This is a genomic window from Bacillus sp. SD075, assembly GCF_017355165.1.
Lineage (GTDB): Bacteria > Bacillota > Bacilli > Bacillales > DSM-1321 > Peribacillus.
Map to the genome: position 1 here is coordinate 19,967 of NZ_JADILK010000045.1, position 15,697 is coordinate 35,663.

14 protein-coding genes, 1 pseudogene and 1 riboswitch are annotated in these 15,697 nt (G+C 42.0%); of the genes and pseudogenes, 8 read left to right on the forward strand and 7 right to left on the reverse strand.

The window, feature by feature from the left end:
• Nucleotides 1-27 precede the first annotated feature (27 nt).
• The 3 genes from IOC57_RS21080 to IOC57_RS21090 all read right to left on the reverse strand — a co-directional run bounded on the left by IOC57_RS21080 (nucleotide 28) and on the right by IOC57_RS21090 (nucleotide 3,037).
• Nucleotides 28-1,659 carry a PAS domain-containing sensor histidine kinase gene (locus IOC57_RS21080; protein ID WP_207440537.1) on the reverse strand — a complete coding sequence of 544 codons (1,632 nt, stop codon included), beginning with the start codon at nucleotides 1,657-1,659 and terminating at the stop codon, nucleotides 28-30.
• A gap of 115 nt (nucleotides 1,660-1,774) precedes the next feature.
• The gene (locus tag IOC57_RS21085) at nucleotides 1,775-2,431 is read right to left on the reverse strand and encodes a TVP38/TMEM64 family protein (protein WP_207440538.1); all 657 of its coding nucleotides are present in this window, start codon (nucleotides 2,429-2,431) and stop codon (nucleotides 1,775-1,777) included.
• A 120-nt stretch (nucleotides 2,432-2,551) separates the two neighbouring features.
• Nucleotides 2,552-3,037, reverse strand: coding sequence for a QueT transporter family protein (locus IOC57_RS21090; protein ID WP_207440539.1), 486 nt, complete (start codon nucleotides 3,035-3,037; stop codon nucleotides 2,552-2,554).
• A 6-nt stretch (nucleotides 3,038-3,043) separates the two neighbouring features.
• A riboswitch (PreQ1 riboswitch) is annotated at nucleotides 3,044-3,088 on the reverse strand.
• Between the two features lie 170 nt (nucleotides 3,089-3,258).
• On the opposite strand from IOC57_RS21090, the gene IOC57_RS21095 reads away from it, so the two are divergent.
• On the forward strand, nucleotides 3,259-3,783 hold the full coding sequence (locus tag IOC57_RS21095; RefSeq protein ID WP_207440540.1) for a YbaK/EbsC family protein: 525 nt from the start codon (nucleotides 3,259-3,261) through the stop codon (nucleotides 3,781-3,783).
• Between the two features lie 135 nt (nucleotides 3,784-3,918).
• Nucleotides 3,919-4,731: a DUF294 nucleotidyltransferase-like/CBS domain-containing protein gene (locus IOC57_RS21100; protein WP_207440541.1), complete on the forward strand. Its 813-nt coding sequence runs from the start codon at nucleotides 3,919-3,921 to the stop codon at nucleotides 4,729-4,731.
• 83 nt (nucleotides 4,732-4,814) lie between these two features.
• On the opposite strand, the gene IOC57_RS21105 is transcribed toward IOC57_RS21100, so the two are convergent.
• The gene (locus tag IOC57_RS21105) at nucleotides 4,815-5,111 is read right to left on the reverse strand and encodes a DUF3892 domain-containing protein (protein WP_207440542.1); all 297 of its coding nucleotides are present in this window, start codon (nucleotides 5,109-5,111) and stop codon (nucleotides 4,815-4,817) included.
• Between the two features lie 277 nt (nucleotides 5,112-5,388).
• Here IOC57_RS21105 and adhP point away from each other — a divergent pair, with 277 nt between their 5' ends.
• Complete coding sequence (adhP, locus tag IOC57_RS21110) at nucleotides 5,389-6,402, forward strand: alcohol dehydrogenase AdhP (RefSeq protein WP_207440550.1); 1,014 nt, start codon at nucleotides 5,389-5,391, stop codon at nucleotides 6,400-6,402.
• Between the two features lie 42 nt (nucleotides 6,403-6,444).
• On the opposite strand, the gene IOC57_RS21115 is transcribed toward adhP, so the two are convergent.
• Genes IOC57_RS21115 through IOC57_RS21125 form a run of 3 tightly spaced genes read right to left on the reverse strand, consistent with a single transcriptional unit; the run spans nucleotide 6,445 to nucleotide 10,660 of the window.
• A complete protein-coding gene (locus IOC57_RS21115) occupies nucleotides 6,445-7,875 on the reverse strand; it encodes a sigma-54-dependent transcriptional regulator (RefSeq protein ID WP_207440543.1) in 1,431 nt (476 codons plus the stop codon).
• A 4-nt stretch (nucleotides 7,876-7,879) separates the two neighbouring features.
• On the reverse strand, nucleotides 7,880-9,499 hold the full coding sequence (locus IOC57_RS21120; protein WP_207440544.1) for a sensor histidine kinase: 1,620 nt from the start codon (nucleotides 9,497-9,499) through the stop codon (nucleotides 7,880-7,882).
• Between the two features lie 12 nt (nucleotides 9,500-9,511).
• Entirely contained in the window at nucleotides 9,512-10,660 is a 1,149-nt protein-coding gene (locus IOC57_RS21125; protein WP_207440545.1) for an iron-containing alcohol dehydrogenase, read from the reverse strand.
• Nucleotides 10,661-10,931: 271 nt separating this feature from the next.
• Here IOC57_RS21125 and IOC57_RS26630 point away from each other — a divergent pair.
• From IOC57_RS26630 to IOC57_RS21150, 5 genes and pseudogenes are all read left to right on the forward strand, one after another.
• Nucleotides 10,932-12,334: pseudogene (locus IOC57_RS26630) on the forward strand (M20/M25/M40 family metallo-hydrolase).
• Between the two features lie 236 nt (nucleotides 12,335-12,570).
• Complete coding sequence (locus tag IOC57_RS21135) at nucleotides 12,571-12,996, forward strand: YwqH-like family protein (protein ID WP_309487744.1); 426 nt, start codon at nucleotides 12,571-12,573, stop codon at nucleotides 12,994-12,996.
• The gene (locus tag IOC57_RS21140) at nucleotides 12,996-13,286 is read left to right on the forward strand and encodes a YwqI/YxiC family protein (protein ID WP_207440546.1); all 291 of its coding nucleotides are present in this window, start codon (nucleotides 12,996-12,998) and stop codon (nucleotides 13,284-13,286) included. Before IOC57_RS21135 ends, IOC57_RS21140 begins: the two co-directional genes overlap by 1 nt.
• Nucleotides 13,283-15,208: a ribonuclease YeeF family protein gene (locus tag IOC57_RS21145; RefSeq protein WP_207440547.1), complete on the forward strand. Its 1,926-nt coding sequence runs from the start codon at nucleotides 13,283-13,285 to the stop codon at nucleotides 15,206-15,208. Before IOC57_RS21140 ends, IOC57_RS21145 begins: the two co-directional genes overlap by 4 nt.
• Nucleotides 15,209-15,226: 18 nt before the next feature.
• Nucleotides 15,227-15,613, forward strand: coding sequence for a hypothetical protein (locus IOC57_RS21150; RefSeq protein WP_207440548.1), 387 nt, complete (start codon nucleotides 15,227-15,229; stop codon nucleotides 15,611-15,613).
• The last annotated feature ends 84 nt before the right edge of the window (nucleotides 15,614-15,697 follow it).

Below are 15,697 nucleotides of genomic sequence, written 5' to 3' on the forward strand. Positions count from 1 at the left end.
GGACAAGGCTTAGGCTTGTCCTCAGATTTATATGTTTATGGGCAAAATGATTTGGACTTCGGTGCCATGATTTAGTTCGCTGTTAAAGCGGACCTTTCCCCGGTGCGCTTCTATGATTCGGCAACTGACTGTCAGTCCTAATCCGGTTCCTTTTTCTTTAGAAGAATAGAAAGGCTCTCCAAGATGCTTTATCCGTTTTTTTTCAATTCCGCTTCCATTATCTTTAATGGTGATGGAAAGGTTATTGTTCATGCGTTCTAAATCAATCCAAATGTGATCGGCGGATGCCTCCATTGAATTCTTGAGCATGTTTATGAATACTTGTTTTAATTGGTTTCCCTCACATAATAGAAGCGGTATTTCGTTTTTAACAGATATTGATATTTGGGTGGGGTACGAGTCCGCCTCTGGTTTCAACAAGGTTTTGACATCATTCATCAGGTCGATGATTTGATGTTTGCTGAATGGAAGTTCCTGTGGTTTCGCCAGAACGAGTAACTCGCTTACAATAAGATTGATCCGGTCCAATTCACTTAACATGATCGTGTAGTATTGTTCATTGGGATGGTCGCTCTTTTTAAGCAGTTGTACGAAACCTTTTAAAGAAGTCAGCGGGTTTCGTACCTCGTGGGCTACACTTGCAGCAAGTTCGCCGACTATCGACAATTTTTCGGTTCTTCTTAAGCGTGCTTCGGTTTCTCGAATTTGAGTGACTTCTTTAGCATAAGTTATGATTCCGACCAAATCCTCGCCCACCATCATCGGGACAAACGAACAAGAAAGTAAGATGGACTTCCCGTACTTCGTCAGGAATTCTATATCTTTCCCTTTTTTGATCCCCTTTTGGTTTTCCATGACAAATTGGCAAGATGTACGGATCAATTCCGCGTCTTCTGCTGAAAAGTTCAAATTAATGAATGAGGCGCCGTGTATTTCTTCCTGTTGAAAGCCTGTTACCGTTTCAAACCTTGGATTTACGGTCGTGATCACGCCGTTTAAATCAAGCATCAGCATCGGATAAGGGTTATGTTCAAACAATGATTTATAGCGTTGTTCACTATCGAATAATTGACTCTCCGCGACAACCCTTTCAGAAATATCCCTGCCAATGACGACTAAGCCTTTTCGTGAACCATCCTCATTGAACAGGGGAACTTTAATCGTATCAAAGGTCTTGTGATTGCCATCAGGAAGAGGGATGATTTCTTCACACCTTGTGATTTCCCCTTTTACCCACGTTTCTTCATCGGAAACTTCACAATAGATCAACGACTCTTTATAAAATTCGGAGTATTCTGCGAGCTCGCTGTCCCTTTTTCCCTTATAATCTACATGCTCCAATTGAAATAATTGCAGCCCGAAGGTATTGGATTCAAGCCATCGGCCGTCACCATCCTTGAAGTTAACGAAATCCACCATTGAATTGATGAGTGTACGCCGACGTTGTTCCGCTTCTTTTAATCGTTTGAATTCTTCCCTTTTAGCTAAATAAAGATATAAGATCAAGCCTATTGATAAAAGGAAAATAAAGCCTTCCGCTCTTTGAAGTTGAACGAAGACCTCTTTGTTTTGGATATTTGTAGTTAAAAAATAGTCAAACACGACTAGTGTAAGAATCCCGGATAGGATATATATTGCTAAGATGGAGCGTTTGGACATGGAGATTCTCCCTGATTTTAAGACATTTCGAAGGTAAAATTACATACACATTTTAACAAACTATTCGAAAAAAATATATGCAGAATCCTAAATAAAAAAACAGGGGCCCATGAGGTCACCTGTTTTTTCTGAAGAAGGTTAGTTTCTTCTTCTTTTTTGCACGCTTATAGATTATGAAGAATAGTAAGGAGAGGAGTGCGAGAGCAGCTAGCGTATATTGGTTCATTTCAACAGATAGCAGTCCATAGGGAATCAGCGATAGGAAGAAAAAGTAAATAAGATTTCCAAGTGCCGTCGCTAATAAAAAATCCTTGAAAGGGACGGTGCTGACTCCAGCTGCCAAGTTAATTAAGCTTGTTGGGATAAGCGGGAAAATCCTGCCTGTAAAAATGTACATGAAGCCATGCTCCACAACAGTTTCTTGCCATTTTTCGCCAATCTTCTTTAAGAGAAGATCCTGAAACCAGTTTCTTGCTGCATAAAAAATAAACCCTGAGGCAACAACACTTGTAAACCAACTCCATAGATAACCATATATGAATCCGAATATCGTGACATTGATAGTCAGGAGTAAAATTAAGGGGATGATTGTAAAAGAATTTTGTACAAACATCAGTACGAATGTCACAATAAATGTAAGCAATAGGTTTTCCTTCAATATGACAATAACAGAATCCAGATCACTTTTCCAAACCAAAGTGAACAACTCTGCATTAAAGTAAATAAATATTGCGATTACCAGTAGACCAATTATGGTCAAGACTTTTTTCAAAGGGTCACCACCATTCTTACTAATAGTTTAGCATTTTCGGGTTCATTGGTGAAAAAAAGAGCTGCCGCATATGCAGACAGCCCTTTTCCATTATAGTGGGTTAACGACGCGAAGATTCCTTTAAAGCCACTTTTCAAACTTAATTCTTTTGTTCATTCCATAAATGATTGGCGCACCAATCAGAAGAACAACGAACTCACCGACAGCCGTAGTCATCCAGCTTAGCCAGAATGGCAAGCCAAAAGCAAGGTTCAGTTCAATTGCAATTAAAAACATTGTGAACGTGAAAAAGATAATCGTGGCAATCATCCGTCCTTTAATGCTTTTTATGAACCGAGAAACAAAAATGACAAGCAATAAAGCTAGCAGGGATTGCCCCACCCCAAAAATCAAATCATACGGAACCATCGGAGAAAAGAGCAGATTCGATATGAAAACTCCGCCGACGATACCGTAGATATACTTTTTATTGAATACAATCAGATGATTCAACATTTCCGGTACACGAAATTGGAACATCTCAAAAGCTATTGGTTTAAATACCAATGAGACCGCCACATATAAGGCAGCCAATAACCCGTTTATCACGAGTGTACGAACATTCATTTTACTCTCTCCCTAGTTTTTTATCGTGGGATGGTTACGAACCACGTTTAGGCGTTTATCCGATGATTAATAGTATCCCATGTAAGCTTGTTTCGTCAATTTGTAAAGAATGGTTTTAATTTAAAAGATTCCAAGCAGGAGAAGTAGCCCAATAGGATTTTGATTTATTATAATGGAGGATGATATTATTTCAATATGTACTTCAAAGGAGTGAATATTTAATGTCGATCGAGGGTGTCAAAAGCCATTTTAAACAATGGAATCGGGAAGGCGATGTAATGGAGTTCGAAACATCGAGTGCTACGGTGATTGAAGCAGCGGAAACCATTGGTGTTATCCCAGCGCGGATTGCTAAAACTCTTTCCTTTAAGGGGGAAGGTGAACATGCAATTTTGGTTGTTGCCGCTGGGGACGTGAAAGTGGATAATAAGAAATTTCGTCAGACGTTCGGTTTCAAGGCACGAATGCTGCCCCCTGAGGAAGTGTTTGAGCAGACCGGTCATGCAATCGGAGGAGTTTGTCCGTTTGGTCTGGCAAACGATTTAGCTGTTTTTCTTGATGTATCGATGAAGCGCTTTGAGTCATTGTTCCCGGCATGCGGCAGTTCGAACTCTGCAATAGAACTTACGCTTGATGAATTATTTGAATATTCAGGTGCGAAGGATTGGGTGGATGTTTGCAAAGGTTGGGAAGAAAAGAGGAATGGGGAAACCACGGTAGGTAATGCAGTTGATGGTTTTGATTAATTAATGGTGCCAAAAAGATTCACATGAGATTGAGTCCACTAGGGTGGGCTTTATTTGTGGGGACCGCATGCATTTTATCGATCTATGAATAAAGTGGAGAATCGGGCAGAAGTGTTCTGGAGCGGAGGTTGAAAGATGTTAAATGGAAGCCATAGGAAAAGCAATAGCAGCTATCTTAGTCTTAAAACTCTTTATGAAGAAAATATAACGGTTAAGAGCATCGCCCAGGAGCTTGTGTTTTGCCATAAAAACGATCTGGCGGTGGATATCCAGAAAGCAATGGAAAAAAAGAATTTTGATATATTGGCCGTGCAAGATCAAGGGGAAATCATCGGGTATATCCAAAGGGAAGAACTAGGTGAAGGCAAGATATCCGAATATTTGAGAAACTTTTCACCAAGGGAAATGGTTTCGGATTCAACGCCTTTAATCCAGCTTCTCCATATTTTTAAGAATAAAACACGGGTGTTCGTATTAGAGAATAATTCAATTAAAAAGTTGATTACCCATGCCGACCTTCAAAAGCCTCCGATCAGGATGCTGATATTCGGATACATTACCTTATTGGAAATGAGGATGAGCGATATCATCCTGGATAGATTCAGCGATGGTAAGTGGCATCCAATGATCAGTGAAGACCGTTTAGAAAAGGCAACCGAATTATATAAGAGGAGAATCGATAAAAATGAAGATATCAATTTAATAGAGTGCCTGCAAATCAGTGATAAATTCGATATCATACATAAAGATAAAGAATTGAGGAGTTTCTTCCATATCCCTTCGAAAAGTAAAGGGAAGAAGGATGCGAATGCCATCCGGAAATTACGGGATAAGATTTCTCATGCTAATGAACTGGGTCTGGACATGTCATGGATGGAAATCATTGAGGTTGTCGAGTCCTGTGGCCAACTGCTCGAAATCTCTGAATCCTATCAGTATGAACAATAAGGGACCGGCTAATCATGCTGGTTCTTTTTTTAGCGCATCCAGACAGAAAAAAACTGCCTATATCAGGCAGTTTCCCCGAAAACTCAAAACTCCGGTAGTTGATCCAGGTTATTTTCTTTTATCCCATCGGGCTCACTCCGCAATATATCACGTCCATATTTATGAAAGACGTCAACGTTGGCCAGGATGCCTGCTTTGGCTTCCGAAAGGGCAGTGGGATAGTCGAGTTCGCGGCCGGAGTTGGTCTTGATGGCGATAATATTGTCCTCTTCATTTTTCCTTACGGCGATGATTTCTTCTTTACCTGCTGAATCAGGTTGGTTTGCTTGCGGTGTTCCCTGCTGTTTATATGATTCATAGGCTTTTTCAAATTGGTCCATGTTTTGGACACCTCCTATTTATAGGGTGAGCTATTTTTTCCGCAATATACAAACCGGATTTCGTCCGACTCGAGCCGTTAATTCGTCCAAATGGGCCGATTTTTCGGCACTTTTTTTAAGTGAATGCTGTCGCCTTGGCCTTTTTGCAGTGGCATGGCACTTGCATCAAGTTTAAGTAGTAATAAGAAATAATATCCACTAGATTAAGGGAGGAATATGAATCGTGAATGTAAAACAAGGGGCTAGCACTGTAAATGCAAAACAACAGGTCAAGACAATGAAAGCAGCGGTCGTCAATGAATTTAACCAAAAACTTGAGATTAAAGAAGTACCCATCCCGGAATTGGAATATGGTGAGATATTAGTGAACATTAAAGCCTGTGGCGTGTGTCATACCGATTTACATGCGGCACATGGTGATTGGCCGGTAAAACCCAAGCTTCCGCTTATCCCCGGACATGAGGGTGTGGGCATTATAGAAAAGGTGGCAGAAGGTGTAACCTCCTTGAAAGTAGGTGACCGAGTTGGAATCCCATGGCTTTATTCTGCCTGTGGCGATTGTGAGTATTGTCTGACCGGAAGGGAAACGCTTTGCTTGGATCAATTGAATGCAGGATATTCCGTGGACGGCGGGTATGCGGAATATTGTAAGGCACCTGCCAAGTACGTGGTGAAGGTTCCTGAAGGGCTTGACTTTGCGGAGGTTTCACCGATCTTCTGTGCAGGTGTAACGACTTATAAAGCGCTTAAGGTATCAGAAGCAAAACCTGGTGATTGGGTAGCGGTTTATGGAATTGGCGGATTGGGACACGTTGCCCTGCAATATGCGAAAGCGATGGGCTTTAATGTCATTGCTGTCGATATTCAAGATGATAAGCTTGATTTGGCAACGGAACTGGGGGCGGATTACACGGTTAATGGACTTAAGACCGATCCTGTTCAGGCCATTAAGGATAAAGTTGGCGGTGTACAGGCATCCATTTCCGTAGCGGTTACGAAAAAAGCTTTCGAACAGGCTTACAGTTCAGTCAAGAGGGGCGGGACACTTGTCGTTGTCGGATTGCCGAATGATGAACTTCCAATCCCGATTTTTGATACAGTGTTAAATGGTGTAACTGTAAAAGGGTCAATTGTCGGCACAAGAAAAGATTTACAGGAAGCTGTACAATTTGCGGCAGAGGGTAAAGTCAGAACGAATATAGAGACAAGGAAACTTGATGAAATCAATGATGTGTTTTCAATGATGGAAAAGGGAGAAATCAACGGACGCATCGTATTGACGCTAGAATAGTAACAAAGGAGGGTGCCCCGTTCCAGGGCATCCTCCTATTTATTATGTCTGATTCTTTTCATTTAATATATAGCGTAATTTCCTTATGGATATCTGCAAGCGTTTGGCTGCTTCATTCCGGTTGCCGTAGGTTTTTTGCAGTGCCTGCATGACGAGCTCCTTTCCAATTGTGGATTGCAGCTGTTTGATTTCCATAAGTATTTCTTCAAGCATCAGTTCATCCTTTTCATTAAAGTCAGCCACTAGCCTTTTTCTCCACTCTTCAAGAAGGTTTTCAGTTGACTGAATCTCATCAGGGGGCACGATTTTGTCAGGGGTGATCTGGCCATTAGATAGAGAGATATCATTGGCGGTTATTGTGGACTTATGGTCTGCAAGAGTTAGCGTGCGCATGACCACATTGGATAGTTCGCGTATGTTGCCCGGCCAGTTGTATTTCTGTAATTTTTCAATGGCTTCTTTGGAAAAAGAGATATCTCCATGACCATTTCTCTCCATCAAGTGACGGACAAGTAAGGGAATATCTTCTTTCCTGTTCCTTAAAGGCGGGATATTCAGGGTCACGACGTTCAGTCGGTAAAATAGGTCTTCCCGAAATTTATTTCCATCCACTGCCTGCTGCAGGTTTTCATTGGATGCCGCCACTAACCGAGCGTTCGTCCGTAATGTCCCGCTGCTGCCGACACGCATGAATTCACGCGTTTCCAAGACTCGGAGCAATTTGACTTGAATGGCGGAACTTGCATCCGCGATTTCATCGAGGAAAAGCGTCCCGTTCCCTGCAATTTCGAAAAAACCCTTTCGCAGCTGGGTTGCTCCTGTGAAAGCCCCCTTTTCATGACCGAATAATTCGCTTTCAAGCAGGGATTCAGAGATCGCTCCACAATTGATGCCGATAAAAGGTTCATGGTTCCGGGGGCTGGCTATGTGGATGAAGCGGGAAAGCACTTCTTTACCGCTTCCAGTTTCTCCTTCAATTAATACATTGACGGATTTTTGGGCCACCTTGAAAGCCATTTCAATCAAATTCTTCATTAAAGGACTTTCACCGACAATGAGTCCTGAATCCTCGGCTAGCTTATGGATGAAATGCTGATTCAAATCTTCATTTTCATTCAATAGGTTATCGATCTGCCTTTCCAGCACTTCGATATCAACAAAGGGTTTTTCCATATAATCACTCGCGCCAAGTTTCATTGCATCAACAGCGGTCCTGACGGTGCTGTATCCTGTCATGATCAGTACCTTGCAACGCGGCTGCAATTGTTTTAGATGCTGCAGGAGGGAAAGTCCATCACAATCCGGAAGCTTCAGGTCTATCATTGCGACATCAAAACGCAGCTGATTCCAATCGATCTCATGAAATTCCTTCCCGCTATTCACAACTTGTACGAGGTAACCTTTCATCGTAAAAAGACGGGATAGAAAAGTCCCAACCTCTTTCTCATCGTCTACAACAAGTAAATGAATCACCTCATCATCCCCTTTCCTCTTCTGTTTGTAAGGGAAGCCTCAGGTAAAAAGTGCTTCCTTGTCCTGGTGTGCTCAAAACGTCGATCTTTCCGCCATGGTCCTTGGCGATGCCAAGGCTTACAGACAGTCCCAATCCTGTACCTTTTTCCCGGTCTTTAGTCGTATGAAAGGGATGGAATATGAAGGGCAGACGTTCTTTTTCAATCCCCATTCCGTTATCAGTCACCTGAACCACCATGAACTTGTTTTCTAAATAGGTAGTGATCGCAATCGATTTTTCCGTTTGAGCGGACTCATCCATTGCGTCCTTGGCATTCAATAGCAAGTTGATGATGATCTGTTCTATCTGCGGCTGGCTGCCCTTTATGAAAGGAAGGTCTTCCTGAAGGGTAAGGTGAAGTGAAATCTGCTTCTTCCCAAGTTGGAACTTTAAAAGGTTCAAAACCTGGTGAATGGCGTCGTTAATAGAGTAATAGTGGAATCTATACTCATCCTGCCTTGAAAAGGTAAGCAGGCTTTTCACTATTTGCCTGCATCGGTCTCCACAAATCTTAATATCGTTCAATAGCATATAATCCGGATTGTCTTGTGGAGTTTTCCTTAATAAAATTTGCGAGTTACCAAGAATGGCCGTTAATGGGCTATTCAATTCATGGGCAATCCCTGCTGCCATTTCACCAATTGCCCCAAGTTTACCTGCATGCAATAGCTGGACTTCCATCTTTCTTCTTTCGGTGACGTTTTTATAATAAGCAATGACCCCATATGCTTGCTGCTCCTTATTTTGAATCGGGTAAGCCTGCATTTCCAAGATGGTATCATGCTGAAGGAGTACTTCCTGAAACCCTGGCTTATTGAATGAAAAGGTATCTTGAATCAGAGTTTGGGATTTCTCAATTAAAGAAACCAGGTCGGAAAAGTCCCTGGCTGAATCATTGGATTGATAGACTGTTCCTTTGTGATCAAAGACGATGATCATATCCTCAACTGCCTTGAAGGTATCCTCCCACTCCTGTTTGGAATGAAGAACTTCCTTATAAAGCTGGGCATTCTCCAAAGTTAACGCAAGCTGATTGGATAGTTGCTCAAGAAATTCCAGTTCATCTTTATGCCATGTTGTATTCTTTTTCTTCCTGCCGAAAATCCAAATTCCAATTTTTTTGCTTTTACCATATAATGGAATTAATAGAAGTGATTCAATCTCAAGGGATATTAGACGTTCTTTTTCTGGGAAGTCCGGTAACCGTTTAACTTCCACCTGAATGGGCTGCTTATCTTTCAAGGCAGACGAGAAACCCTGAAAAGGGTGTAACAGGTTTTTGGAATCCATTTCAAGTTCGCAGTGCCCATTGGGGCAGATGTGAAGCAGGGCAGGTTCTTCCTCATACAATATGACAAAATGACTGTCATCGAAGGTAATGAGCTGCTTAAGTTTTGTAATAACATTTCGGAGAATCTCTTGGATATCGATGTCCATATCCATATTTTTAGTGATGTCATTCATAATCTCAAGCTGCATATTCTTCTTCTTCAGTTGATCTACGGTTTTCTTAAGTTCCGTGTAATACGTTTTCTTTGAAGATTTCACACCCGTCATTAAATCTATCAATTCAAGTTTGTTCATGCTTTTCACCTCTTATAGGGCTGTAAGAAGCAGCTGGTTAATCTGTTCTAATGACATATCACGAGGATTTGTGATCATGCAGGCATCTTCAAGAGCGGTCATCCCTATGGGATCTATCATGTCCTTTGTAATGCCGACATCACTTAAACTCTTGGGAGTCCCTATATCCAGGGATAATTCCCTTACGAAGTGTATGGCTGCCATTCCTGCTTGCTGCTCGGTCAATGTCCGTGTATCGATGCCCATGATGTCGGCAATTTCGCTGAATCTCCTTGGTGAGGCAATCCGATTGAAATCCATAACATGGGGAAGGAGTATCGCATTGATTTCACCATGCGGAAGAAGGTACTTGCCGCCTATGGCATGTGAAATGGCATGGGCAGCTCCCAAAATGGCATTGGAAAAAGCTAGTCCAGCCTGCAGGCTCGCCATCGCCATGGCTTTTTTTGCTTCTTCATTATGCCTGGATGCAACAGAGGGGCGTAAGTGGCGGGAAACGATCGAAAGCGCATTTTTAGCTTGTACATCTGTCAATGATGTCGCGGCGATTGAAACATAGGATTCAATGGCGTGGGTTAAAACATCCATTCCAGTAGCTGCAGTCAAATCGGGTCCCAATGTTGTAAGGGTACCGGGATCGACTATTGCAATATCGGGGACGAGTGATTTTGAAATGATCGTCATTTTTTTCTCGCGGAATGAATCGACGATCACCGAAAACTGAGATACTTCCGAACCCGATCCTGCAGTAGTCATGATCATCACCATGGGTGGGAGGGGAGAGTGGACTTTATCAACACCTTCATAATCACTGATAATGCCGCCATTCGTTACTAAAATGGCTACCCCTTTGGCAACATCCAAAGCACTGCCTCCACCCAAACCGATGATGGCATCACATTCTTGTTCTTTAAATGCCAAACAGCCGGCTTCAATCTCCCTGTCCTTCGGATTTGTCGTCATTTCAATGAAGGTAGCAAAAGCAAGGCCTGCATCTTGGCAGGATTTAATGACTTTATCTAACCAGCCAGCATTAGCCACCCCGGAGTCGCTGACTATCAGCGCCTTTTTGGCACCCAACCGCAAGCAGGCCTCGCCAGCTTGTTCAATCGAACCTTTTCCAAAAATAACTTCCGGCATCACAAATTTAGTTATCGACATCTTTGCGCCTTCTCCCTATAAAAATTCTATCTCTTCTGTATTATTTTCCCGAAAAAGAGCGAAAATCCTGTTTGGATTCCAGGTATTTTTATATAATATGACAAAATGTAGAATGATAGATGATTTTTGGTGTGATTCAAATATCCTATTAATGACTTTATTTTGTAAATTCATTACTTTAGACCTGCATGAATAGGGATAAACCTACCTAGTTACTATCCTTCATTTATTGTAAAATTATGGTGGATTCTATTGAACTGGGAGGCAATCTATGAAAAAACAATTTCTATCGGTAACCTTAATCGCGGCATTGACACTCGGTACAGCCGGGACAACCGCCGCTTTAGCAACGCCAAACTCATCGCCGGCGCTATCTGCGCCATCCACAGACAAGCAAATCATTAAAAGAATCGATGCCGATAAAATCTACAAGAATATTGAATACCTCTCACAAACACCTAGGGTGGCCGGTACGGATTCTGAGTATAAAGCCGTCCAATTCATCAAAAAGCAATTCAAATCATATGGCTATAAAGCAGATATCGAAGAGTTCAATTTTTTATCTTATACCGATCCATATCTGGTCGAACTGTCGGTTGCCGGGTTGGATGGGGAAATCCAAGCTAACCATTTAACCTATTCAGTTAATGGGGACCTTTCTGGTGAAATGGTATATGCCGGTTTAGGAACGAAAGAAGAGCTAGAGGATACCGAGCTTGCAGGTAGGATTGCCCTTATACAAAGAGGGAGCCTCACTTTTGCAGAGAAAGTATTGAATGCAGCAGAAAAAGGGGCAGGGGTGTCATCTTATTCAATAATGCCGATGGGGAATTAAACGGGACACTTGGAGAGGATAATGACAAGTATATTCCATCTGTCACAATAACCAAAAAGGATGGAGAAGCCCTGCTGGAGAAATTGAATGCTGGAGCTAAGTTGACAGCATCTTTAAAAATTGAAGGAGCCTATTCCGGAGAAAAAACCTCTTATAATGTAGTGGCAACGAAAAAAGCAACAAAGACCAATAAAGCAAAAAAGAGCGATATCATATATATTACGGGACATCATGATTCAGTTGCAGGAGCACCGGGAGCGAATGATGATGCATCAGGAACATCCGTCACACTTGAACTTGCACGTGTTCTGAAAAATCTTCCTACAGATACGGAAATTCGCTTCGTCACCTTTGGGGCAGAGGAAAATGGGTTGCTAGGTTCACAGAATTATGTGAACGAGCTCTCTGATGATGATATCAAGCGGACCATTGCCAACTTCAATCTCGATATGGTGGGAAGCAGGGATGCCGGAGATTTAGTCATTTTGACCAATGATGGAGAAATGAACCTTGTAACCGAACTGGCCCAGGCATCAAGTAAAAGACTGAATGGTGAGCCTACCACTTATGGACAAGGCGGGAGAAGTGACCATGTATCCTTTGCTGAGGCCGGGATTCCCGCTGCTTTATTCATCCACAGTCCATCAGAGCCTTAGTATCATACTCCTGATGATACTATTGACAAAATCTCAAAAGAAAAGCTTCAGGATGTTGCTGAAATTGTCGGCATCGCTGTCTATGACCAAGCTAAAATAGAAGCTGGAAAACCTGATCCAAATCATAAAAAAGGGAAAAAGGTGAAAGTTCCGCATTTATTTAACGAAAAGGAATTCAAATAAGGCAGTAAATATTTAGAGGGTGCCCTGTACTCTCTTTTTTTGTGTTTAAAAATGGAAAAAAAGGGGGTGGAAAGTCCAATCTGGAATTGATGCGTGTGGGATGAATTCCCTAAACACCTAGCTTAAATAGCTTATTTATCCCTATTTAACTCTAAGACTATAATCCTTATAATAAAAAATATGAAAAATATGTAAGTCTACATAATGAGAATAGTATGTTTGAGGTGAATATTTAAGTGTATGCAAATTCATTGAGTGAAATTCACTCAGCCCTCTCCGGTAAAATGTCCGATGTGAATGAAAAGATCAACCGTTTGGAGCAGGCAAAAAGACAAATCAAAGAAGAACAGAATGCTTGTCTTGGGGAAATCGCTAAAATTAAAAATCCAGACTTGGCAAAAAGCTGGACGGGAAACTGTGCAGAAGACTTTCAAGATGCCCGCAGTGAGGCATACAAGGCAATGTCAACGATCATTCATGATGATTATGACGGCTATCAAGAGAAAATCGACGGTAAAATCATGATGCTTAATATAGAAAAAAAGGCTCTTAGTGCAGCAGGCACCATAGCACATGAAGCGGATGTTCTTTTAGGTAAAGGAGAAGCCGTCATAGATCAATTGGAAAGCAAAATATCATACTTAAAAGGGTGGTTGTTTTAATGACGACAATCAAACTGAATCATCCTGCCGTAATGAAGCAAGTAGATCAGGTGAAGACGGCACTTGGTACAGTCACGCTTGGAAATTTGCCGGCAGGCGAGCTTGGCAGTAATAAATTGGAATTCACCTCGAAATGGATCGATCGGGAAACGAACCTGGAGAAGGTCTTCGAGCAATATATCAAAATCGTCCAGAAAAATGTGGCAGATACCCGTGCCAACATTGACTTATTAAAAGAACAGGATGAAGCCATCGCTCATGCGTCTTCACATGGGTACCAGCCGCGATGAAAATATATGAAGCTAAGACATTGACGGCTGCAACCAAGTCGCGCACCAAGCAATATGAAGAACTAAAAAAGGAAGTCGCAGCCCTGAAAAAGGAATTTCAGGGCATCGTCGGCCTGGATAATGAGTTTCAAGGAGCCGGTGCCGCCGCCATCAAAAGCTTCTATGAAGCGCAAATCGAGGTGGCGGACGCTTGGATGGAACTTTTCACGACCCAGATCAGTTTTTTGGAAGGCATTCCGGCCATTCTGGAAGAGGTGGACCTCGCCGGAAATACGGTGGTCGAGGTTCCTTTTTTAAATGGTGAAGTGTCGAACGGCATTAAACAAGCGAAGTCGCTTGTCGATGCACAAGCGCGCGATCTCCAAAGGATCCTGAACAGCATTGACGATATCCTGCCTCAGGATATGTTCGACCAAAAGGACTTTAATGAAAAAATCACGCTGGCCGGGCATAGAATGGAGGATGCCGTGACAAAGGTCGAGAATATCGACCGGCAATTGGTCGAGGAATATGATGTGTCCGTCGGGCAGGAAAACGTGGCCGTTGGCCTCTTCCGTGCCTTGCTTGATGCCACCAAACAGGACGGCAGCATTTCGCCGATGACGTTCAACCAGTCGACATTTAGGAATAGTGACGTCTATCAAGTGAAGGATGAAGTCGCCGGTCAGATGAAAGACTATCAGACCTTCAAAAAGGAACGAGCCGAAGCCAGGAAAATCGAACGCGAAATGGAAGAACTTGAAAACCGCCCATGGTATGAAAAAGCCTGGGATACGACAAAAACCTTTACAGGGGAATTCACGGGATATTATGATTCGATCAGGGCCTCAACCGGAGTCGATCCAGTGACGGGCCGCAAGCTTTCCGATGCCGAACGAATCGCTGCCGGCGCCATGGCAGCAGCTGGATTCATCCCCGTTGTCGGCTGGGCCGGACGGGCCATCAAAGGCGGCAGCGCCCTATACAAAACGGCCGAAGGACTCAACGCTGCGAACCACGCACTCGATGCCTATAAAACGGCAAAAGGCTTTAGCCTCCTCCAGAAAACCGAATATGGGATATACGGACTCCTTGCTGCCAACGGCCTTGGCGAAGCGGCCACCGGCAAAGACATGTTCGGTAACCAGCTAACCGAGGAACAGCGCCAGAACGGCCTTTTGATGGCACTCGGAATCGGCGGTGTGGCTGGTGCGGCTAAGTATGTGGATAGTCGACAGCTTAAAAATATTAGTGAACAAACAACTAACGGCAGAAAAGTTAAAACCCAATTTGACTCTAAAAAATTAAAGGACCTACAAGGCTTTAATAGTAAAATAGATGATGTACTCAAAAATGTGGGCATGACCTCTTCACAGTTTAAAGAATTAAAGTTAAAATCGCATGATGAGTTAACGGATTTGGAAGTAGAAAAATTAAAAACAATTAGAGAAGCTGTCCCACCTATTACAAGGACAACTATTTTACAGAAAACCATTCCAGGGCAGGATATAGAAAAATACTTAGATGGCACATATTCTGAAATTGGAGGTTACGTTGCAAAAGCTGAAGATGTCCATGATATAAAGCTTTATGATGACTTCGTAGAAAGTTTGAGGCTAGATTATACGGATTGGAATGGGAAAAGACCCTTTCCAGATGGAGGAAGTACATACGGTGTTATAAAATTTAAGACAGATGAAGTGGATTCAATCTTTGTTCCATATGGTGAGAAATTTGATGGAATAAACACAGATGGACCTCCTTGTACACTAAATGGCTTTACAGGATCTAGAAATGATAGAGTTGTACCGGAATTTAAATTTGATGGTAGATACTTACCTGAAAATGGAGCAGAACTATATAAGGTTGAAAATGGACAAGAAGTATTGGTTGGAAGATATCATGCAGATTATAAAAGGTTTATAGATATAACAAAAATGTAGATTTAGATGGAGGAAACTATGATAAGAAAAGGAAAGTATGCAATGTATAATGGTAGCGAGTATAGCTTTAGGCTACTGGAAGATAAATCAATAAGATTAATAAGCAATAAGCAATCTGATCTATCTCAAGGGTTCAAACATTTAGATGAAAATATTTATATAAAAAATGTTTCTGTAGAAGAAGTAGAAAATTTATTTAAGATAAACTCAAAGGCAAAATATAAGGGTGAGTTATTTTCTGCGTCTGAAGATGGAAAAACAGGTAAGGTGCTGTTGGATACAACCAACACTGAACTTGCCAAAAAAATGGATTTTGAAAGAACAGATAAATATATGTACTCCAAATATGTAGAATGGGATGAAGTTGAGATAATTGAGGAGAAGAAGCCCTATACATTAGATTAACTTCCTCGCTTCAACCACCTGTAATATTTATTGAGCTGTTCCCCTAATATGGACAATAGAAAAAGCCCCTTATTAGGGGCTTTC